A 21,944-nucleotide genomic window follows, 5' to 3' on the forward strand; every position below is an offset into this window, starting at 1 on the left:
CGGCAACCCACGGCTGGGCGGGCGGCATGAATTACTTTGCCCAAGCCGCGATTGACCGGTTGGAAGAAACCTATCCGGAGCTTGATTTCGTGCTGGCCACGGCATCTGATCCGTCGCGCCAGGTCAACGATATCGAAGATATGCTGGCCACCCGCAACATCAGCGCTCTGGTCGTGCTGCCGTTTGAATCTGAGCCGCTAACCGGCCCCGTTCAGAACGTGGCCGACGCAGGCGTCTGGGTGACCGTCGTGGACCGCGGCCTTTCGGTGGACGGGATCGAGGATCTGTATGTCGCCGGTGACAATCCCGGTTTCGGGCGTGTTTCTGGCGAGTATATGGCATCACAGATGCCGGACGGCGGCGATATCGTCGTATTGCGCGGCATTCCGACCACCATCGACAATGAACGGGTCGCCGGTTTTGAGGAAGCCATCGAAGGGTCAGGCATCAACGTTCTGGGGATGGAACATGGCAACTGGAACCGTGATACGTCCTTTGAAGTGATGCAGGATTTCCTGTCGCGTCATCCACAGATTGATGCGGTCTGGGCCTCGGATGATGACATGGCTATCGGCGTTCTGGCGGCGATCGAGGCCGCAGGGCGTGATGACGTGCAATTCGTGCTTGGCGGTGCTGGGATGAAGGAAATGATCCAGCGGGTGATGGACGGCGATACGATGATCCCGGCCAACGTGACATATCCGCCGTCGATGATCGCCACCGCGATTGAGGTCACAGCGCTCGGTATGGTTTCACAGACCCCGGTATCGGGTGAATTCATCATCGGCTCGGTTCTGGTCACACAGGACAACGCAGAGAACTTCTTTTACCCCGACAGCCCGTTCTAAGGCAGGTACGGTCCCATGGCCGGGTGATCCGGCCATGGGATTTCCTTTCGCTTGCGTGCCCTTAAAAGTCACTCATGCGTTAACACAGATGAATAGGCCTTTGCTCAATCCGCCAATTCGGGCAAGGCTGTTGCGGATTGGCAGGCTGTTGGGGTCTTGGCCGTGCGCATTGCTTGATCCAGTGCGCAAGCATCGGGTGACGGGATGAGTGAACAATCACGCAAATTGACAGCCAGCGAAGCCAGGGGGATGCGCACGGCGAAAGAGCTGGAAGGCCATCTTGTCTGGCTTGACACCTTCACCCCTGCAGCGCTTGGCGTACTGGCGATTGCCTCGGGGATCTACACCTATCTGGGTGTGTCGTCCCTGCTCGAAGATACTGGCGCGATGTCGTTTTTCGCAGCGGTCGCCTATTCGGTGGCGGTTTCGGTTGGAATCTTCGTGTTCTGGAGCTACATGTTACGCCTGCTGCCTGCGATGCGCAGTGCCGCGGGGTTCGTCGGGCTGACCGTATCGACCATTGTCGGATCGCTGGCCATCATCGCGATGTCAAGCTGGCTGAACGCGGCGGCGCTGGCCGGATCGGCGGCGGTGGAACAGCATCTGGAAAATACCGTCCGGGACTATCAGGCTGCCTTGGAACAATCGCATCAGATCGCCTTGTCAGGGCAGGCGCTGGGCCGTGAAGTCCGTCGAGCCCGTGACGCTTTCGAGGCTTTGGCAGATCAGGAACGGTCCGGCGAATTATCCGGCACCGCAGGTGAAGGGGCTGTTTTCCGCGTCCTGACCCAGAAAACCGAAGAATTGCGCAACCTCGAAGATCAGATCGCGCAGGAACAACCCTTGATCGAGGCGGCCTTTGCCGAAGGCAATGCCGTGCTTGGCAGGATGCGCGCGCTGACGGTGGCGCCCGGTCCGGTCGATCAGCGCTCTGTGTCGTTTTCGGAAGAAAGCGTGCGTTTGGCCGGTGTGATCGCCAGCCTGAATCAGTATTCCGTCGCCCCGCTCGTTGCGCGCGCGGCAGAGGATTTGCCCGCCTCTGTCGTGTTGCCGGAACTCGACGGGCGCAGCGCTGACGTGCGGCAGGCCCAAAGCTCGACCATCGGCTCGGTGCTGAACGCGCTCGACCAGCGCAGCATGTCCCTGCGACGCGCAGCGGATGAGGTGCTGGCCATCGCCCCACCGCAGGAAACCGCGTATAATCCTATTTCCAGCGCCGATGCGGTTATCAGATATGCCGGTAACTTTGTGCCATCTTGGGCCGGGGCCATCGCAATTGACCTGCTGCCCGGCATTCTGGTCTTTGTGCTGGCGATCACGCAGGCCGCGATCCGCAATGGCCGCGACGGGCTTAGCATTGAGGATACGCTGACCCTCTCTGAACTCAAGGCGGCGCTCAACGCGATGAAGGATGTAGAGGCTTCCATGGGTGCCGCCGACGCAGAAATCTTGCGCCGTAGCCTTGCCCGTGACGAGGATGTCAGCGCCAAGCTGAAAGCGGCGGAGTAGGTCTTCGTGTTCGGCAGGGCCATGACAATAGGGCAAGGGCTGAAGTGGGTCATGATCGGGCAGGCGGTGCTCGCGGTTTTTCTGGTGATCGCGGATATGGATACCCGTTGGCTGCCGCGCTTTGGTGATCAGCGCGATTTGCCATCTGGTCCGGTCACGCCGGGCGATCAGGTGCGCCGCTATGACCCGGCCCAGCCCCGCCCTGATTTCAGCCCGAGACCCGGTCAGCCCGCCTTTGACATGCCTGACAACATGCCGTCCCGCTTGGCCTTTCAGACTGTGGATGCGGATGGGGTCGGGCAGGTGTTGCTGATCAATGGCCCGATTGAGCTTGGTGACGCCGAGCGTTTTGCCGCGCATCTGGATGCACAGTCTGCACCGCCCGAAGTCATCGCACTGAACAGCCCCGGCGGTGCCGTGACCGAGGCTTTGGCCATCGGGCGGCACGTGCGCGCAACCGGTGCGGATACCGTGATGCTGCCGGGGATGATCTGTCTGTCTGCCTGCCCCTATATTCTTGCGGCCGGCGTTGCGCGGATTGTCGCGAGCGATGCCGCCGTGGGGATGCACCAGCATTACTATGACACACCCGGCTATTTGCCGGTTTTTCTGGCCGTCGAGGGGATTCAGCACGGGCAGGGCGCGACCATGGAATACCTGATCGAGATGGGCATCGACCCCGGCCTGATGGTCTATTCGCTGAATACGCCGCCCGAAGAAATCTACCTGCTGGTCGAGGAGGAATTGCTGCAGACCCGGCTCGCGACCGAGATCGGCGACTAGCCGCTGCGGGTTTGATCTGATTTTCTCTGGTAACTTAGTTTGTTATAATATAACAGTTTAGTCCAATCAACATCAGAGAGAAACATGACACATAATTTAGCATTCATCACAAGGCTTCATGCCTGTGTCGCGGTTGCCGCCTTGGTCTCTGGCCCCGCCCTGGCCCATGACGCAACCGCGACGCATTACCGCCTTTTCATCGGTGATCACGCGGATGGCGTCGTGCGCATGATCACTTTGGATGAGCCAGAGGCCCACGCCGAATTCGCCATCGACATGACCCCCGCCCTGACCGTCAGCGCCAGCGGCGAAACTGTGTTCGCGGTACAGGGTGACGCGGGTAAAGTCGCCATCATCGACACCGGTGTCGCGTTCGAGGATCACGGCGATCACGCGGACATGAAACTCAGCGACCCCGTCCTGCTGCAATCCACCATCTTCGGCACCAAGCCCGCCCATGTCGTTGAAGGGTCGGGCACGATTGCCGTTTTCGATGATGGAAGTGGTGATATCACTCTGTTCGGCGAAAGCGCGCTGCGCGGTGCAGAGTTCGCGCCACAGGTAATTGCCGCTGGTGCTCCACATCACGGATTGGCCGCGCCGATGGGTGATTATCTGGTCGTCTCTGTGCCCCATGAAGACCCCGAATTGCCACGCGTCGGATTGCAGGTAATCGACCGGAGCGGCGCACAGATCGGCGAGACCATTTCGTGCCCCGGCGTGCATGGGCAGGCGCAATCGGCGCGTGTTTTTGCCTTTGGCTGCCACGACGGGATTGTGCTTGCCACACCGGGTGAGGGTGGTGCAGCCCCGGTCCTGACCCATCTGGCGACGGATCATCTGGGTGAAGGTAACGTCTCGACCCTGAAGGGCGGGGTAGCCTTGCAATTCTTCCTTGGCAATTTTGGCAGTGACGCGGTGGTGATCATCGAGCCGGGAAGCGAGGAACCTTTCCGCAAGGTGGACCTGCCGACCCGGCGGGTGGATTTCGCGCTTGACCCTGCGATTGCGCGCAATGGCTATATCCTGACCGAGGACGGGCAATTGCATGTGCTGAACGTTCTGACCGGCGAGATCACACAAAGCGTGACAGTGACGGAACCCTATTCCATGGACGGCCATTGGCGCGACCCACGCCCGAGGCTCGCGGTGGCAGGGGATCATATCGCGATCACCGATCCGCTGCACGGGCTGGTACGGTTGGTTTCCACCACAACCTTGCAAGAGGATCGCACGATCCCGATCGACGGTGTACCCTACACGATTGTCGCCGTGGGCGGATCGGGTGTTGATCACTGAACTACCGATTGCAGATTGACCCCTGCAGCGATCTGCGCAATCAAGACGATGATGGTTCCGGGCGCCCGAAAGACGCGCTCGGATGAAAAGGGAACGCGGTGAGGTGTAGGCAACAGCCACCAAATCCGCGACTGCCCCCGCAACTGTGAGCGGCGAGCCGACCTGCATATGCCACTGCCCCGTCGGGGTGGGAAGGCGCAGGCAGGCAATGACCCGCAAGTCAGGAGACCTGCCATCAAGACTGCAACCAAAACCGGACGGGGTGTCTGGAAAGGAAACATGATGAAGACGCCTGCGCCAGCTTTTGTGCGACAACGTTCCGTCCTGCCCTGCCCATGCCCCGGCATGATGCAAAGGCTGTTACTTGGAAAACCCCGATCACCTGATCCTGTGCCTGTCACAGCCCAGTCTGTCCCCACGCGATGAAACCGCGCTGCTGGGGGCTGTTCTGCGCGCGGGGAAGGCGCAGTTCGGCGGGCCCGTCACCGCGATCCGACTGGAGGGCAGTGGCCTGTCCTTGCCCAAAGCGGTGCAGAAAGCCCGCGAAAGCGGTGCGCGCCATGTCCGGGTGCAGCCCATCGGCTTTCCAATGGCGGCGAATATCCGCGCTTGGTTGCCCGGTGTGGTGGCACATCTGACGGTGGCAGAGGATATCCGGCTTTCGCTTGCTGACCCATCCGATCCTGATGCAATGGCGCAAGCACTGGTGACGCAGGCGCTTGCTGCAGATATGCAGGACGCCGCTTCGGTCCGACCAAGCCTTGGCAAGGCCGGTTGGCAATTCCTTCCGGATTTTGATCTGCATATCTTTATCTGCGCTGGCCCGCGCTGCGCCTTTCGCGGCGCAGGTACGTTGCAGACCATGCTCAAGGCGCGGCTATCTGCGGCCGGACTGACAGATCGCTGTCTGACCACCACGACGGGGTGTTTGTTCCCCTGCAACCAAGGCCCCATGATTGCGGTCTATCCGCAGGGTGCGTGGTTTCACGTTCCCGATGAGGTGGCCCTTGACCGGATCGTGACCGACGTTCTTGTCGCTGGGGGGGACGCCCCCGATCTGCGGCTGACCGAACGTCCGGGCAGCCGCCGCGCACTTTCCTTTTCCCATATTGACAGGAGTCTTTCATGATCTTCACCCCCAATCGCCGCAATCTGCTCGCTGGCATGACCTGTTTTGCGGCACTCGTCGCACCGCTGGCTTTGCCCGCGCAGGAAGACCCCGCGCCCTTGCGCATCGTCACATCGTTTTCCATCGACAGCATGAACCCTTGGGAGGATGGCTATTGGATGCAGGAATTCGGTCAGGCCGAGCTTTTAATGCAATTCCGCGAGGATGGGCAACATCACCCATGGCTTTTGGAAAGTCTCGACAACCCTGAACCGACCCGCTGGGTCTTGTCCCTGCGTCAGGGTCTGACCTTTCAGAACGGCAAAACCGTCGACGCCGAGGCAGTGCTGGAAGCCATCAATGCAGCCTTGAACCAGGGGCCTTCTGCCCAAGGCTCTGTGCCGGAAGATACGCGTTTCACCATCACCGGCCCGCTTGAAATCACCGTGACGACCGCCGCCCCCTGGCCGGAACTGCCCGGTGTGCTGGCGGATGAATCGGTTTTCCTGATCCTTGATGCTGCCGCCGTGAACGAGGTAGGTGATGATTGGGCGCAGCTTATCGGCGCGGGAATCTATACTGGCCCCTATGCGGTCACCGCTTTGGATGACGCGCGGCTGCGGGCAGTCGCCTACCCCGGCTATTGGCAAGGCACGCCCGCGATGCCAGGGGTCAGCGTCAGCTTTGTCCCTGACCCGAATGCTCGGATATTGGCGGTGCAGAACAATGAGGCAGATATCGCTCTTTACCCGCCGCTGGCCGCGCGGCCCGCAGTAGATGCGACACCGGGCGTGCATTTCAATATTGGTGCTTTGTCGACAGGCGGGTTTACCGGCTATATGAACCTGCAAAGCGGCCCGCTGATGGATACTGAAGTGCGAAAAGCCGTAATTCGCGCCGTCGATTACCGCGAGATTGCCGAGGATGTGTTCCGTGGCAGTCTGGCGCAGGCGACATCGCTTTACGCTCCGAATCTACCATTTGCGTTGGAAAACTACGGCACTGATCTGACCAAGGTGGCGGACCTGCTCGACGCTGCAGGTTGGGTTGTGGGCGCAGACGGGCAACGCGCAAAAGATGGGCAGCGCCTGTCGCTCGTGCTGGCGATCTATCCGCAGCAACCTGATCTGGCCCCTTTGTCCGCCGCCGTGCAGGCGCAGCTTGCCCGTGTCGGAATTGCGGCTGAAATCGTCAGCTATGACGGGATCAACGATGCGCTGCTCGACCCTTCCAACCGATGGGACATCGCGATGGTATCGACCGGTGCAGCAGGCTGGGGGCGCGTGCAGAATTTTCTCGACACCTATCTTCTGCCCGGTGGGCGACGCAACTACGGCGGCTATGACAACGAGATGGTGAATGCGCTGATCACGAAATTGGCGTCAGAGGTGGAGGCGCGCCGTCGGACAGAGATTCTGTATGAAATCCAGATAATCCTTTGGGACGAGGACCCCTATGTGTTCTCCTTCAACATTCATATGGGGCGGGTGATCACGAATGACCGCTACGCCTGCTATCAGCCCGGCTTTTCGCTTTATCACGTATCATGGCAAACCGCTGCATGCGAGTGATGTCCGCGCGGGCCAGCAGAGCAGCGGGTTTCGGGCGCTCTTTTGGCGGGCGGCTTGCCCAAGGGCTGGCTGCAGCTTTCGGGGCCAGCCTTCTGGTCTGGCTCATGCTGCCGCTCGCCCCGGGCGATCCGGTTGATATGATCCTTGCTGCCCGCCGTATCGAAGAACCCACGCCCGAGATGATCACCCTGCTGCGCGACCGCTTTGGCCTCGATCTGCCGCTGTGGCAGCGATACCTGCACTGGGTGGCGGGGGTGTTGCAGGGTGACTTTGGCCTTTCATGGCGGACGGGCGAGCCCGTCATGCACGGGATTTTCCGCCGCTTGCCTGCCACCTTGCAACTGGTCGGTCTGTCTTTTGTGATTTCCGTGATCTGGTCGCTGGCGCTCGCCTTGGTGGCGGTGCAATGGCTGGGGCGCTGGCCGGACAGGTTGGTTCTGGCCTATACCCGCATCCTTGCGGCGATGCCGTCCTTCGTTCTGGCGCTGCTCTTGCTGCAATTCGTCGTGGTCGGTTTTGGGCTGGGGCGGGTCCTGTCCGGCGGTGCCGGCGTGACGCTGATCCTTGCGGCGGCTGTGCTGGGAATTGATCGCGCGGCAGGGTGGACACAATTGCTTCGCGCCGGGCTGATCGATCATCTGGGGCGGGGTCCTGCCGATGTTGCGCGCGCGCGTGGGGCCAAACCCAGCCGCGTGCTGGTTGTCTATGCGCTGCCGCCTGCGGTGTTGCCGTGGCTGACAGCTGTGGGCGTCAGCCTTGGCGGATTGATCGGTGGTGCACCGGTGCTGGAAAGCATTTTTACATGGCCCGGGGTGGGCCAACATGTCCTGCAGGCCCTGTCGGTCCGCGATGTGCCGGTCATTCAGGCGTTCGTTCTGATTGCAGTGCTGACCTATGTGGGTGCGAGCCTGCTTGTAGATACGCTGGCGATCGCGCTCGACCCACGTCTGCGCAGCCCGCAAGAGCCCCGGCGATGAGCGCCGCCGTGCTGCGTCACCGGAGCGGGCGCTGGGGACTGGGCCTGGCGCTGCTGATCACCGGACTTGCGTTGGCTGGTCCGATGATCGCGCCGCATCCGCCCAATCTGCCGGACTACGGCGCGGCCTTGCTGTCGCCGGGTCCGGCGCATCTGCTGGGAACAGACGCAACCGGGCGGGACCAGCTTTCGCGGCTGTTGGACGGTGCGCGTCGGTCGCTGGGCGGGGCACTGATCGTCGCCTTCACGGTGACGCTGGTGGGGTTGACCATCGGCACGCTTGCCGCCCTTTCGGCCCGCTGGCTTGATGCCGCACTGATGCGCGTCGTTGACGTGGTCATGGCCTTGCCTGGGCTCATCGTCGCGTTTGCGGTGCTGGGTTTGCTGGGGCCGGGTTACATTAACCTGCTGATCGCGCTGGCGGCTGCCGACTGGGCCTACAAGGCACGGATCGCGCGCGCCTGTGCCTTTGACGCGGTGCGCAGTCCTGCGGCCAAAGTCGCAAGGCATCTTGGGGTGCCGGAATGGCGGGTAGTACTGCATCACGTATTGCCCGTGGTTTTCCGGCCATTGCTCGTTCTGGCCACGCTGGGTCTGGGCGGTCAGATCGCCACGATTTCCGCGTTTTCATTCCTTGGCCTGGGGGTGCAGGTGCCGCATGCCGAATGGGGGGCGATGCTCGCTGAATCGCGGTTCTATTTCACCATTGCGCCCTGGTTGCTGTTGGCACCTGCGGGCTGCATCTTTGCGTCTGTCGTTGCTTCCAACCTGTTGGGTGAGGCGTTGCGCGACCTTGCTACCGCGGAAACGCGATCATGACCGCGCCAGTTTTGTGCGTCCAAGGATTACGCGTCAGCTATGGTGCATCGGTGGTAGTGCATGATGTCAGCTTCACCCTTGCCAAAGGCGAGACATTGGCGCTGGTCGGGTTGTCAGGTTGCGGCAAGACCACGATCCTGCGGGCCATCCTTGGGCTCTTGCCGCCTTCGGCACAGATCGTAGGTACTTTGACGACGCCCGAAGGCAGTGTTGCTTTGGCCGACCTGACGGCCTTGCGCAAACGGCTGGGACGGGAGATTGGCTTTGTCGCGCAGAACCCGTTTGACGCCTGTGCGCCGCTGCGCACCGTGCGCGCGCATATCGCCGAGAGTTGGCGCGCCCACGGGCTGACCCCTGATCCGGCACGCGTCACGGATTTGTGCAGGGCCTTGGGCCTGCCCGACGAGATGCTTGACCGTTATCCGCATGAATGGTCTGGCGGGATGCTGCAGCGCGCAAATATTGCTGCCGCAGTGGCGCTGAAGCCGCCCGTTCTTGTAGCGGATGAACCGACTTCTGCCGTCGATGCTGACAGGGCGCGTAACGTTATGAGCTGCCTGCGCATGGGGGCGCCCGGTGTGCTGATCGTCAGCCATGATCTGCCGCTGGTGGAGGGCATCGCTGACAGGGTGCTGCTGATTGAAAACGGACGGATTACCGCAGCCACGACTGGGGCCGCGCTAGCACAAGGCAAGGCAACGGCCGCATTGCGCGACTTCGCGGCATTCAGCGCGACGCGCCGCCCACTCGAGCCGGCGACCGAACCGGTACTCGACGTAGAAAATCTGACGCTGGAGCGCGGCGGCAAGCGGGTAGTGAGCGATATCAGTTTCCGTTTGCGCGCTGGCGAGGTGCTGGGCGTGGCGGGCCCGTCTGGTGGGGGCAAAAGCACATTGCTTTCCGCGTTGGCCGGACATATCGCGCCAGCCGGCGGCGTGATCCGGCGTTTCGGCAACTGCCATGACAGGGGTCAGGTATTGCCGCTGTTTCAGGATGCGCTCACGAGCATGAACCCGCATTGGGCCTTGGCCCGTATCGTTGCAGAGCCGCTGACGGTCGGCGCAAACAGGATGCCATTCGCTCAGCGCAGGCAGGCGGCGGTGCAGGCTTTGCGTGCTTTCGGACTGGGTCATGTCAGTCCGGATGGATTGCCGGGCCAGTTGTCGACGGGGCAATGTCAACGGGTCGTGCTGGCGCGTGCCAGCCTTGCCCGTCCCGCGCTCGTGCTGGCAGACGAACCGACCAGCGCGCTGGACCCGCGGCAAAAAGCGGCGGCGTTGAACGGGCTGGCGCGGCTTGCGGCACAGGGGGCGGCGATTGTTCTGGTCAGCCATGACCGCCCGCTGCTGCGCGGATTCTGTCACGCGATGCTGGAATTGGCATGACAGTCGGTTGCCAACTCGTATGTAGTGATTGACCACCCTCGATTTATCCCGTCTCGCTCGTGAAATTATCTTCGGCAAGGCGCGTCCCGATCCGGTGCTCCAACAATCTCAGCACTCGGGCCACGACGGGTGTGTTCTCAGCCGCGCGGCGACAGATCAGCGCATAGGGTGCAACGCACATGTCATGGGCGACGTTTAGGACGCTGATGGCGCTGTTCATCCCCTGAGGCGCCACCAGAATATCGGCAACGGATCGCGCGACAGGAGCCACAGCGTCGGTATCGGAAATCATGCCCAGCGTTAGCAACAGCGATGATGTGCTCAATGTGCTTGGCGGGGCAGAATGGCCGTGCTTAATCAAATAAGCCTCGACTGCGAGGCGCAGCAACCCGCCGGGGGCCTGCATCACCCAGTCGAAGGCGAGCGTATCAGCGAGCGTGAGCACTGCGCGGCGCATCAGCGGATGGTTGCTGCGAACGATAAGTGCGACAGGTTCAATGCCGATGGTCGTGGTGGTCACGTCGCGCGGGCTGACATTGGACAGCACGCGTCCGATATAAAAATCGATGCGCCTAGCAAACAGAGCGTCAGCCAGAACGTCAGAGGTATCGACCGTCACCTCAAAGGCAATCTCGGGGTAAGTCACGCGCATGTCACGGATCAGCGGCAACACTAGTTCAAGTCCCGGCCCGGTCACCGTGCCGATCCGCACCAGCCCGCCTGCGCCCTGCGCGAGCATATGCATTTCGTCAAACGCGGTTTCCAGATCATTGAGCGCGGTGCGCGCACGTTTGGCCAGAAGATGGCCCGCATCTGTCAACGCCACACCGCGCGGATGCCGTTCGTAAAGAACCGCCCCCGTGGCGCGTTCCAGTTCCGTCAGCATCCGCGAGGCGGCGGGTTGCGTCATCCCGACATGAGAGGCGGCACCGGAAATCTGGCCAATGTCAGCCACTGCGATCAAGAGGCGTAGCTGTGGCAGGCGTAATCCCCGCTGGATCATCGCAGAGGCTGAGGCGTCGAATGGCTGTTGTTTGTTCACCGGCTTCGCTTTCATCGCGGTAGGAACCTAGGTATATCGAAATACGCATATCCGAAAGCCGAATTTGCATTTGATTGTCATACCCTGTCGCGGCAGTTTCGCGCCGGCAGGGGTTTTGGCAGCGTGTCACGTCCTGCTTAACACAACCGCGCGATATGTCTGGGGGGAGACTGACGGGCTGTCGCACAAGGGAGGACGAGATGAAGATTCTGAAATCCATGCTGACCACGACCGCGCTGGTCGCATTCAGCGCCGGTGCGCTGGCAACGCAGACCATCGCGCAGGACGCTGGCTTTGTCGGTATTTCGATGCCGACGAAATCATCGGCCCGTTGGATCGCCGACGGCGACAACATGGTCGAACAGTTCGAGGCTGCGGGCTATACCGTCGATCTGCAATATGCCGATGACGACATTCCAAATCAGCTGGCCCAGATCGAAAACATGGTCACCAAAGGCGTGGATGTCTTGGTGATTGCGGCGATCGACGGCACGACATTGTCGAATGTGCTGGCCAACGCCGCTGCTGCAGATGTCGATGTGGTGGCCTATGACCGGCTGATCCGGGAAAGCGGCGATGTCAGCTATTATGCGACGTTTGACAACTTCAAGGTCGGTGTGCAGCAGGCGACCACCCTGGTGGACGGACTGAACGCACGCTTTCCCGATGGCAAGCCTTGGAACGTCGAATTGTTTGGCGGCAGCCCGGACGACAACAACGCCTATTTCTTTTACGATGGCGCGATGAGCGTGCTGCAACCGTTGATCGACGCGGGCGATGTCGTGATCAAGTCCGGCCAGATGGGCATGTCCGAGGTCGGCACCTTGCGTTGGGACGGATCTGTCGCACAGGCGCGGATGGATAACCTGTTGTCCGCCAATTACACCGATGCAAATGTGCACGGCGTCCTGTCGCCCTATGACGGTTTGTCCATCGGGATTCTGTCGTCTCTCAAAGGTGTGGGCTATGGGTCCGGCAATCTGGAAATGCCGATCGTGTCAGGTCAGGATGCCGAGGTGCAATCTGTCAAGGCAATCATTTCGGGTGAACAATATTCCACGATCTTCAAGGATACCCGTGAACTCGCCCGCGTGACCGTTGGCATGGTCGAGGCGCTGCTGAACGATGCCGAACCTGAAATCAACGACACCGAAACCTATGACAACGGCGTCAAAGTGGTGCCGTCCTACCTGCTCGAACCTGTGGCAGTGACCCAGGACAATTGGGAATCCGTGCTGGTTGACAGCGGATACTACACCCGCGACCAGATCGAATAATCCGCGTGACCAAGGGGCGGCGGGCTTTGCCCTGCCGCCCGACAGATCACGTCTGGGGAAGGGCGGATTACCATGGCGATACTTCTTGAAATGCGCGCGATCACCAAGGAATTTCCGGGTGTAAAAGCGCTGGATCAGGTCAGCCTTTCAGTTGAAGAAGGCGAAATTCACGCGCTTGTCGGCGAAAACGGCGCAGGCAAATCCACCTTGATGAAAGTGCTTTCCGGCGTTTACCCGCACGGTAGTTACAGTGGCGACATCGTCTATGACGGACAGGTGCAGACGTTCGGCGGCATCCGCGATAGCGAGGCGAAGGGCATCATCATCATCCATCAAGAACTGGCGCTGGTGCCGCTTTTGTCGGTGGCGGAAAATATCTATCTGGGCAATGAACGCGCGACACGCGGTGTGTTGGACTGGCGCGCCACACGGGAAGGCGCCGCGAAATTGCTGGCTCGGGTGGGGCTGAGAGAACACCCAGACACGCCAGTGGGCACGCTGGGCCTGGGCAAACAGCAATTGATCGAAATCGCCAAGGCCTTGTCCAAGGATGTGCGTTTGCTGATCCTTGACGAACCCACGTCTTCGCTGAACGAAAATGACAGCGCGAAACTGCTGGAACTGCTTCTGGAATTCAAACGCCAGGGCGTCACCTCGATCTTGATCACCCATAAGCTGAACGAAATCAGCAAAGTCGCCGATACGATCACAGTCATTCGGGACGGTGCTGCCGTGTCGCGGCTGGATTGTTCACAGGGCATCAGCGAAGAAAAGATCATCCGCGATATGGTGGGCCGGTCGATGGACGACCGTTATCCTCCGCGCGTCGATACCTCTACCCCGGAGATCGCTATGCAGGTGCGAGACTGGGGTGTCATGCACCCGCTGCAGAATGACCGGCAAGTCGTGAAAAACGTGTCCTTCCACGTCAAAAAGGGTGAGGTGCTGGGTATCGCCGGACTGATGGGTGCGGGTCGCACTGAGCTTGCCATGTCGTTGTTCGGGCGCAGCTATGGCCGCAACATCACCGGGTCGGTGCAGATTGCCGGACGCGACGTGGACTTGTCCACGGTGCGCCGCGCCATCAATGCAGGGCTGGCCTATGCGACAGAGGATCGCAAGACCTATGGTCTGGTGCTTGATCAGACGATCCGGCGCAATGTCCCGCTTGCCCGGTTGAGCGGGGTTGCCAACGGCATCGTCATCGACCGTGAAAAAGAGGCGGCCGTCGCCAACCAATACCGCACCCGGCTGAACGTGAAATCAAGCTCGATCGAGCAGGAGACGATCAACCTGTCCGGCGGCAACCAGCAAAAGGTCGTGCTGTCGAAATGGCTGTTCGCCGATCCTGACGTTCTGATCCTGGACGAACCGACCCGCGGGATCGACGTGGGCGCCAAATATGAAATCTACACCGTGATCCGCGAACTGGCCGCAGCCGGTAAGGCGGTCATCGTTATCTCGTCTGAAATGCCTGAATTGCTGGGCGTGACGGACCGTATTTACGTCATGAACGAAGGCGCGTTTGTCGGCGAAATGCCGACAGCAGAAGCTTCGCAGGAAAAAATCATGGCTACCATCATCAGATCGGGGGATCGCAAATGACCCAGACCACCACCAACCCTGACAAGGCGAGCGTGCCGCATGTGCAGGTGAAATCCACGCTCAGCTTTCTGCGCGCGCATATGCGTGAATATGGCATTCTGTTTGCGTTGATCGCGATCATGGCCTTTTTCCAAGTGGCAACTGGCGGAATCCTGCTGCGCCCCGTGAATCTGACCAACCTCATCCTGCAGAACAGCTATATTATCATCATGGCCGTCGGCATGTTGCTGGTGATCGTGGCAGGGCATATCGACCTCTCCGTCGGGTCTGTCATGGGGTTTATCGGCGCATTGGCTGCCGTGATGATCGTGCAATTTGGCATTCCCTATCTGGTGGCCGCCTTCCTGTGCCTTGTGGCGGGCGGCCTGATCGGCGCGGCACAGGGGTTCTGGGTTGCTTATTTTCGCATTCCGTCCTTTATCGTCACGCTTGCAGGGATGCTGGTGTTCAAGGGCCTGACATTATGGCTGCTGGCAGGACAATCTGTCGGCCCGTTTCCTGCGCAATTCCAGCTAATCGCCTCGGGCTTCATTCCGGATCTGCTGGGCGGCGAAAACCTGAACCTGTTCTCCTTGCTGATCGGGGTGCTGGTTGCGACCACGATCCTCGTTCTGGCAATCCGCAGCCGCAACGAGGCTGGAAAAACCGGCAGCATCGAAGAACCTTTCGTGTTCTTTGCCGCCAAGAACGGACTGATCTTTGTCGCCCTGATCTATATGAGCTTTCTGATGGCCGATTTCCGTGGTCTGCCGAATGTGTTCATTGTCATGGCGCTGCTGATCGCGGTCTATTCCTTTGTCACCAGCCGCACCACGATCGGTCGCCGTATCTATGCAATCGGCGGCAATGAAAAGGCGGCGTCCCTGTCGGGGATCAACAGCCGGCGGCTGACTTTCCTGACCTTCGCCAATATGGGTGTCCTTGCAGCCCTTGCCGGACTGGTCTTTGCCGCACGGCTGAACACCGCGACGCCCAAGGCGGGTGCCGGATTTGAACTCGACGTGATCGCGGCCGTCTTTATCGGCGGGGCGTCCATGGCCGGCGGTGTCGGCACCATCGTGGGTGCTGTCATCGGCGCCTTCATCATGGGGGTGATGAATAACGGCATGTCGATCCTCGGGATCGGTATCGACTGGCAGCAATGTATCAAGGGATTGGTGCTTCTCGCTGCCGTGATTTTTGACGTCATGAACAAGAAACAAGGATAAGATCATGCTGCTTTCGCAATATCGCAAACCGGATGGCGGCATTCAGATCGTCGCCCGCGACGGCACCCATGCGCATCTGGTCGCGACCGAGATGTCGATCTATGACCTCACCATGGATTGTGCCACGCGCGGTATCGGGCTGCGTGACCGGATCGGTCAGTTAGGTCTGGGCAATGCCGTCGATCTGGCGGCGCTTCATGACGCAGGCCAGATGCTGCCGCCATTGTTTCACCCCGATCCCGCGCATACCCATCTGACCGGCACCGGTCTGACCCATTTGGGCAGCGCATCCACCCGCGCCGCCATGCATGAAAAGGCGGACAAGGCAGAAACGGATTCTATGAAGATGTTCCGCTGGGGTGTCGAAGGTGGCAAACCCGCAGGTGAAACCGTCGGTGTCCAGCCGGAATGGTTTTACAAAGGGACAGGTCACGCGCTAGTCGCCCCCGGCGCTACCTTGCAAGCGCCCGGTTTTGCCGACGACGCGGGTGAAGAACCCGAAATCGCGGGGCTTTACATCATTGGACCCGATGGCACGCCGTTCCGCGCCGGTTTTGCGCTGGCGAATGAATTTTCCGATCATGTGATGGAAAAGCAGAATTACCTTTATCTGGCCCATTCCAAACTGCGTGCCTGTGCGGTGGGTCCGGAAATGCTGGTCGGTGATCTGCCGCAAGACGTGCAAGGTCGCAGCCGGATCGTGCGTGGTGGGCAACCTGTCTTTGACGCGCCCTTCGTGTCGGGCGAAGCGAATATGTCCCACACCATCGCCAATTTGGAACATCATCACTTTAAATATGACATCTTCTGCCAACCCGGCGATGTGCATGTGCATATGTTTGGCACCGCTACCTTGTCCTTTGCCCAAGGGGTGGTCTGCCAGTCGGGAGACGTGTATGAAATCAGCGCCCCGACGTTTGGACTGCCTTTGCGCAACACCTTGCAGCTGGCGACAAGCTTACAGGACAAACGCGTCGCCGTAGTGGTGCTATAGGAGATATCATGACGTTCAAACCCGCAAAATGGCCCCGCGAATTACGTTCTCAGGAATGGTACGGCGGCAATAGCCGTGACAATATCTACCACCGTGGTTGGCTGAAAAATCAGGGCTATCCGCACGATCTGTTCGATGGTCGCCCGGTAATCGCTATCCTGAATACCTGGTCGGATATGACACCGTGCAACGGCCATCTGCGCGAATTGGCCGAAAAGGTGAAGGCAGGCGTCTGGGAAGCAGGCGGTTTTCCGTTGGAAGTGCCGGTATTTTCTGCATCCGAAAACACGTTCCGCCCTACCGCGATGATGTATCGAAACCTTGCCGCCATGGCGGTCGAGGAAGTGATGCGCGCCCAGCCCATCGATGGCGCGGTGCTGCTGGTTGGCTGTGACAAGACAACGCCCAGCTTGATGATGGGTGCCGCCTCGACCGATATCCCGTCCATTGTCGTCACGGGCGGGCCAATGCTGAACGGCTGGTTCCGCGGTGAACGGGTCGGGTCGGGCACCGCGCTGTGGCAGATGTCCGAAGACATCAAGGCCGGCAAGATGAGCCAGGAAGATTTCCTTGAAGCAGAGCAGGCAATGAGCCGATCCTCAGGCACCTGCAACACGATGGGGACTGCCAGCACGATGGCCTCGATGGCCGAGGCTCTGGGCATGGCCCTGTCCGGCAACGCCGCCATTCCCGGCGTCGATAGCAGGCGCCGCGTGATGGCGCAGCTGACAGGCCGGCGTATCGTGCAGATGGTCAAGGATGATCTCAAACCGTCCGACATCCTGACCAAACAGGCGTTTGAAAACGCGATTCGCACCAATGGTGCCATTGGTGGGTCCACCAACGCCGTGATTCACCTGCTCGCACTGGCTGGCCGGGTCGAGGTGGATCTGACGCTTGATGACTGGGATCGTTGTGGGCGCGATGTGCCGACAATCGTGAACCTGATGCCATCGGGCAAATACCTGATGGAAGAGTTCTTTTACGCCGGCGGCCTGCCCGTCGTCATGCGCCGTCTGGGCGAGGCTGGAATGCTTCACAAGGACGCGCTGACCGTCTCTGGCGAAAGCGTCTGGGACGAGGTGAAAGAGGCCAAGAACTGGAACGAGGACGTGATCCTGCCGGTGGAAAAGGCCTTGGCCGCATCGGGCGGGATTGCCGTGCTGCGCGGCAACCTTGCGCCCAATGGTGCCGTGCTGAAACCCTCAGCCGCCAGCCCCCATCTGATGCAGCATCGCGGTCGCGCAGTGGTTTTCGAGGATATCGACGACTATAAGGCGCGTATCAACGACGACGCGCTGGATATCGACGAGACCTGCGTGATGGTTTTGAAAAACTGCGGGCCAAAGGGCTATCCTGGCATGTCGGAGGTCGGCAATATGGGGCTGCCGCCCAAAGTCCTGAAAAAAGGGATCACCGACATGGTGCGGATTTCCGACGCCCGCATGTCCGGCACCGCCTATGGTACGGTCGTGCTTCATACCGCACCCGAAGCCGCCGCAGGTGGCCCGCTGGCGGTGGTGCAGACCGGCGATATGATCGAACTCGACGTGGCGGCGCGGCGTATCCATCTGGATATCCCGGACGACGAATTGGCCGCGCGGCTGGCTGCATGGACCCCGCCTGTCCCAATGTTCAAAAGCGGATTTTCCAAGATGTTCGTGGATAATGTCGAAGGTGCGGACACCGGCGCTGATTTCGCGGTGCTGAAAGGCAACCGAGGAAACGAGGTGCCCCGTGACAGCCACTAGCCCCACAGGTGCCGCCATCCGGCTGATGCCCACCGCGATCATCGGCGTGGGTAAAATCGCCCGCGACCAGCATATCCCTGCGATTTCTGGCTGCGACGCATTCGAACTGTCTGCAACGGTCAGCGGATCCGGCGGTATCGACGGCGTGGAAAACCATACAGATATTGCCGCCCTGCTGGACGCGCGACCCGATATCAAGGCGCTGTCGCTTTGCATGCCGCCGGTGCCGCGCTTTGACATTGCGACCCGTGCGATTGTGGCGGGCAAACATACAATGCTGGAAAAACCGCCCGGTGCCACGGTATCAGAGGTATTGAAACTCGACCGGCTGGCAAAGGCAAAAGGCGTGACCTTGTTCGCCACATGGCATTCGCGCTATGCTGCGGGTGTGGCGGCGGCGCGCGCCTGGCTGCGCGATGCGCAGATAACATCGGTACAGATTGACTGGAGAGAGGACGTGCGCCGCTGGCATCCGGGTCAGGACTGGATCTGGCAGGCGGGCGGCCTTGGCGTCTTTGATCCGGGTATCAACGCCCTGTCGATCATGACCGAGATTTTGCCTAACCCCGTGCATCTGAGCAGCGCGACACTGGATTTCCCTGCAAACCGGGACACACCGATTGCGGCCGATCTGACATTTGCCGGTGCAGCGGGCATGGTGGTAAAGGCTGATTTCGACTGGCGTCAGGAAGGACCGCAGACCTGGAACATCACGGTGGAAACGACGCAGGGCCAGTTGCGCCTGACCGATGGCGGTGCCAAATTGCACATCAACGGCACGGCGCAGCAGGTCCCGGCGCAGGGGGAATACCCCGCGCTTTACGCCCGCTTTGCCGAGTTGATCGAGGCCGGACAATCCGACGTCGATATCGCACCCCTCTTGCATGTGGCGGATGCATTCATGCTGGGGCAGCGCCGCGTTGTTGCGGCATTCCACGACTGAACAAAGGAACACAACATGACCGAACTTACCGGGCAACACCTGATCAATGGCGTATGGGTAGCAGGCGGCAGCGCGTTCCAGTCAGATCCTGTAACCGGACCTGCACTCACCGTCCTCTCCGGTGGTAACGCCGAGGCTGGCGCCGCCATGCAAGCGGCAGAGGACGCCTTTGCCAGCTACGGCTGGACCAGCCGCGCCGACCGCGCTGCCTTTCTTGAGGCCATCGCCGACGAAATCGATGCGCGCGGTGCCGATCTGACCACGCATGGCACTGCTGAAACTGGCTTGCCCGCTGCGCGGCTGGATGGTGAACGCGGCCGCACCTGCGGGCAATTGCGGCTTTTCGCGACACATATCCGCGATGGTGCCTATCTGGACCGCCGCCATGATGCCGCTTTGCCGGATCGCGCCCCGGCACCGCGCCCTGATCTGCGCATGATCCAGCGCCCCTTGGGCCCGGTCGCGGTATTCGGTGCGTCCAATTTCCCGCTCGCCTTTTCGACGGCTGGTGGCGATACGGCCAGCGCCTTGGCCGCGGGCTGCCCCGTGGTTTACAAGGGCCATCCCGGTCATCCGGCAACCGGCGAAATCGTAGCACAGGCCATCGCGGCGGCGATTGACAAAACCGGGATGCCCAAAGGCACGTTCGGTTTCATCCAGTCCAACACGAATGAGGCTGGCATGGCGCTGGTGCAACACCCGTTGACTCGCGCAGTTGGATTCACCGGATCGTTCCGGGGCGGCAAAGCTTTGTTCGATCTGGCGATGTCGCGGCCTGAGCCGATCCCGTTCTTTGGCGAACTGGGTTCGATCAACCCGGTCTTTGTGCTGCCTGCGGCTTCTGCTGCAAGGGCGGATGGGATTGGCGCGGCCTGGGCCGGGTCACTGACCATGGGCGTGGGGCAATTCTGCACCAACCCCGGGGTGGTGGTGATTTTAGATAAGGACGCTGACGCCTTTATCGACGCGGCGGCTGCGGCATTGGCTGAGGTTGGACCAGCGCCAATGCTGACTGAAGGCACAGCACAAGCGTACCGCGCCAATGTGGAAACCGTCAACGGTGCCGCTACGGTGGCAACAAAACTCGGCGCGCAATGCGACGGGCGCAACGCTGGTCCGGCGCTGTTCGTCGTAAGCGGTCCCGATTGGCTGGTTAATCCTGACCTTTCGATCGAGATGTTCGGCCCCGCCGGTATCGTGATCCGGGCGGAAGACATTGATCAGATGCAGACCATTGCCAAGGGCTTGCACGGACAGCTGACCTGCACCTTGCAGATGGATGATGCGGATGAAGAGGTCGGCAAAGCGCTGATGCCGGTCCTTGAACGCAAGGCCGGTCGCATCCTCGTCAACGGTTTCCCGACTGGCGTCGAAGTCGCCGAAGCCATGGTTCATGGCGGACCCTATCCGGCCAGCACGAATTTTGGCGCGACTTCGGTCGGCACGATGGCGATCCGGCGGTTCCTGCGGCCCGTCTGTTATCAGAATATGCCTGCGGGCCTGTTGCCTGACGATTTACGCGACCTGTGACAATTGCTGCCCCCCCCCCGCTGACCAGTCTGTGGGGGGGGCACAGCCGACGCCTCCCGGGCGTCTGCCCAGTACCAGAAACCATGATTATCTGACCATCGCTGCATGCCGTGCAATTTTCGCGACATTCCTTAGCACCTTTGCAAGCACTCAGCGCGCAAGTTTAATCTTGCCGCGCGTATCTTTGATGTTTTCGTTTTTTATCATCTGGCTATGATGGTGTAAAAATTGGGCCAGAAGATATGACCAAGATCAAGAATATGGAAGAATTTGCGCGTTTGTCGGGTATCTCGCGTCCGACAGTGTCTAAATATTTCAATGATCCCTCCAGCGTGCGCGTCTCGACCCGCGAGAAGATTGAAAAGGCGCTGGGCGAATATGATTATCGCCCCAATATTTTCGCAATCAATCAGAACCGCAAACAGACCCGCAATATTGGTGTCGTGGTGCCATATCTGGCCGATCCGTTCTTTGCCGAAATAGCGCGCAATATCGAACAACGCTGTCTTGATGCGGGATATTGGCCGATCCTGTTCAGCGCGCACGGCGACCAAAAGCTGGAAGTGGATATCCTGGACAGTCTGCGCTCGCTCAAACCCGCGGGTGTGCTACTGGCTCCTTTAGGTCGCAGGTCGGACCGCGCAGAGATCGAGCGCTTCTGCAACGACGTGCCGACAGTTCTGTTTGACAGTAATATCGACGGCGTGGGGCAGGCCTTTATCGGTTCGGACAATGCGCATTTTGTTGAACAGATCGTGCAATATCTGTGCCGCACCGGTGCACCACCGTGTTTTTTCGAAATGGATCCCGTCAACCCGAACGCCAACAAAAGACGCTTTGCTTATGTGCAGGTGATGGACAGGCTGGGCCACGCGCCGCAGATCCTGCGCGTTCCCGGCACAGGCTGGGAATTCGAACGCATCGCTTGTGAGGGGGCGTTGCGTATGCTCGATGCAAATCAGTTCGCGACGGATACGATTCTGTGCAGCAATGACCGGCTTGCCATTGGTTTTTTGTCCGCCTGCTATGCGCGCGGTCTGCGTGTGGGCTTTGACAAGGGCGCATCAATGCGCGTTGCCGGGATCGACGACCATCCGTTTTCCCGCTTTACCTGCCCGCCACTAACAACGGTGGCGCAGGATTATGAAGCCGTGTCAAAGCGCGCGACTGAAACGCTTTTCCGGATGATCGACGGCGAAATGCCTGCCGCTGACCGATTGGAGGTCTTGTTCGAAGGCAAGCTGGTCATGCGATCATCTGCTTAGTACTTTACGCGCGCAAAATTTATATTGACTG

The 21,944-nt window shown here is 60.2% G+C and carries 18 protein-coding genes and 1 riboswitch; of the genes, 17 read left to right on the forward strand and 1 reads right to left on the reverse strand.

Annotation, left to right across the window (positions count from 1 at the left end; translation table 11 throughout):
* The 9 genes from ACK4TM_RS08755 to ACK4TM_RS08795 all read left to right on the forward strand — a co-directional run.
* Positions 1-848: ABC transporter substrate-binding protein (locus ACK4TM_RS08755; RefSeq protein ID WP_409699824.1), on the forward strand; the 848-nt coding region annotated here is incomplete at its 5' end.
* 204 nt (positions 849-1,052) lie between these two features.
* Positions 1,053-2,357 carry a hypothetical protein gene (locus ACK4TM_RS08760; RefSeq protein WP_409699827.1) on the forward strand — a complete coding sequence of 435 codons (1,305 nt, stop codon included), beginning with the start codon at positions 1,053-1,055 and terminating at the stop codon, positions 2,355-2,357.
* 21 nt (positions 2,358-2,378) lie between these two features.
* Complete coding sequence (locus tag ACK4TM_RS08765; protein ID WP_409699830.1) at positions 2,379-3,140, forward strand: hypothetical protein; 762 nt, start codon at positions 2,379-2,381, stop codon at positions 3,138-3,140.
* Between the two features lie 84 nt (positions 3,141-3,224).
* Positions 3,225-4,439, forward strand: a complete 1,215-nt coding sequence (locus tag ACK4TM_RS08770) for a hypothetical protein (protein WP_409699833.1) — start codon at positions 3,225-3,227, stop codon at positions 4,437-4,439.
* 35 nt (positions 4,440-4,474) lie between these two features.
* A riboswitch (cobalamin riboswitch) is annotated at positions 4,475-4,691 on the forward strand.
* Positions 4,692-4,803: 112 nt separating this feature from the next.
* Positions 4,804-5,568, forward strand: a complete 765-nt coding sequence (locus ACK4TM_RS08775; RefSeq protein WP_409699836.1) for a (2Fe-2S) ferredoxin domain-containing protein — start codon at positions 4,804-4,806, stop codon at positions 5,566-5,568.
* Positions 5,565-7,118 carry an ABC transporter substrate-binding protein gene (locus tag ACK4TM_RS08780; protein ID WP_409699839.1) on the forward strand — a complete coding sequence of 518 codons (1,554 nt, stop codon included), beginning with the start codon at positions 5,565-5,567 and terminating at the stop codon, positions 7,116-7,118. Before ACK4TM_RS08775 ends, ACK4TM_RS08780 begins: the two co-directional genes overlap by 4 nt.
* Positions 7,109-8,095 (forward strand): ABC transporter permease, encoded by a 987-nt coding sequence (locus ACK4TM_RS08785; protein ID WP_409699842.1) that lies wholly within the window; start codon positions 7,109-7,111, stop codon positions 8,093-8,095. The genes ACK4TM_RS08780 and ACK4TM_RS08785 overlap by 10 nt, the downstream gene beginning before the upstream one ends.
* Positions 8,092-8,913 carry an ABC transporter permease gene (locus ACK4TM_RS08790; protein ID WP_409699845.1) on the forward strand — a complete coding sequence of 274 codons (822 nt, stop codon included), beginning with the start codon at positions 8,092-8,094 and terminating at the stop codon, positions 8,911-8,913. Before ACK4TM_RS08785 ends, ACK4TM_RS08790 begins: the two co-directional genes overlap by 4 nt.
* Positions 8,910-10,298 (forward strand): ABC transporter ATP-binding protein, encoded by a 1,389-nt coding sequence (locus ACK4TM_RS08795; protein WP_409699848.1) that lies wholly within the window; start codon positions 8,910-8,912, stop codon positions 10,296-10,298. Before ACK4TM_RS08790 ends, ACK4TM_RS08795 begins: the two co-directional genes overlap by 4 nt.
* A 43-nt stretch (positions 10,299-10,341) precedes the next feature.
* Here ACK4TM_RS08795 and ACK4TM_RS08800 read toward each other — a convergent pair whose 3' ends face one another.
* Positions 10,342-11,355, reverse strand: a complete 1,014-nt coding sequence (locus ACK4TM_RS08800) for a LysR family transcriptional regulator (RefSeq protein ID WP_409699851.1) — start codon at positions 11,353-11,355, stop codon at positions 10,342-10,344.
* 185 nt (positions 11,356-11,540) lie between these two features.
* Between ACK4TM_RS08800 and chvE the strand changes: the two genes are divergently transcribed.
* The 8 genes from chvE to ACK4TM_RS08840 all read left to right on the forward strand — a co-directional run bounded on the left by chvE (position 11,541) and on the right by ACK4TM_RS08840 (position 21,913).
* Entirely contained in the window at positions 11,541-12,617 is a 1,077-nt protein-coding gene (chvE, locus tag ACK4TM_RS08805; RefSeq protein WP_409699853.1) for a multiple monosaccharide ABC transporter substrate-binding protein, read from the forward strand.
* A gap of 72 nt (positions 12,618-12,689) precedes the next feature.
* Positions 12,690-14,222, forward strand: coding sequence for a multiple monosaccharide ABC transporter ATP-binding protein (gene mmsA, locus ACK4TM_RS08810; RefSeq protein WP_409699856.1), 1,533 nt, complete (start codon positions 12,690-12,692; stop codon positions 14,220-14,222).
* On the forward strand, positions 14,219-15,430 hold the full coding sequence (gene mmsB / locus ACK4TM_RS08815) for a multiple monosaccharide ABC transporter permease (protein ID WP_409699859.1): 1,212 nt from the start codon (positions 14,219-14,221) through the stop codon (positions 15,428-15,430). Before mmsA ends, mmsB begins: the two co-directional genes overlap by 4 nt.
* Before the next feature lie 4 nt (positions 15,431-15,434).
* Positions 15,435-16,424, forward strand: a complete 990-nt coding sequence (gene araD1, locus ACK4TM_RS08820) for an AraD1 family protein (protein ID WP_409699862.1) — start codon at positions 15,435-15,437, stop codon at positions 16,422-16,424.
* Positions 16,425-16,432: 8 nt separating this feature from the next.
* Positions 16,433-18,175, forward strand: coding sequence for an L-arabinonate dehydratase (gene araD / locus ACK4TM_RS08825; RefSeq protein ID WP_409699865.1), 1,743 nt, complete (start codon positions 16,433-16,435; stop codon positions 18,173-18,175).
* Positions 18,162-19,118, forward strand: coding sequence for a Gfo/Idh/MocA family protein (locus ACK4TM_RS08830; RefSeq protein ID WP_409699868.1), 957 nt, complete (start codon positions 18,162-18,164; stop codon positions 19,116-19,118). Before araD ends, ACK4TM_RS08830 begins: the two co-directional genes overlap by 14 nt.
* A gap of 15 nt (positions 19,119-19,133) precedes the next feature.
* The gene (locus tag ACK4TM_RS08835; protein ID WP_409699871.1) at positions 19,134-20,648 is read left to right on the forward strand and encodes an aldehyde dehydrogenase (NADP(+)); all 1,515 of its coding nucleotides are present in this window, start codon (positions 19,134-19,136) and stop codon (positions 20,646-20,648) included.
* A gap of 242 nt (positions 20,649-20,890) precedes the next feature.
* Entirely contained in the window at positions 20,891-21,913 is a 1,023-nt protein-coding gene (locus ACK4TM_RS08840) for a LacI family DNA-binding transcriptional regulator (protein ID WP_409699874.1), read from the forward strand.
* Positions 21,914-21,944 lie beyond the last annotated feature (31 nt).

This window comes from Yoonia sp., assembly GCF_046292185.1.
Lineage (GTDB): Bacteria > Pseudomonadota > Alphaproteobacteria > Rhodobacterales > Rhodobacteraceae > Yoonia.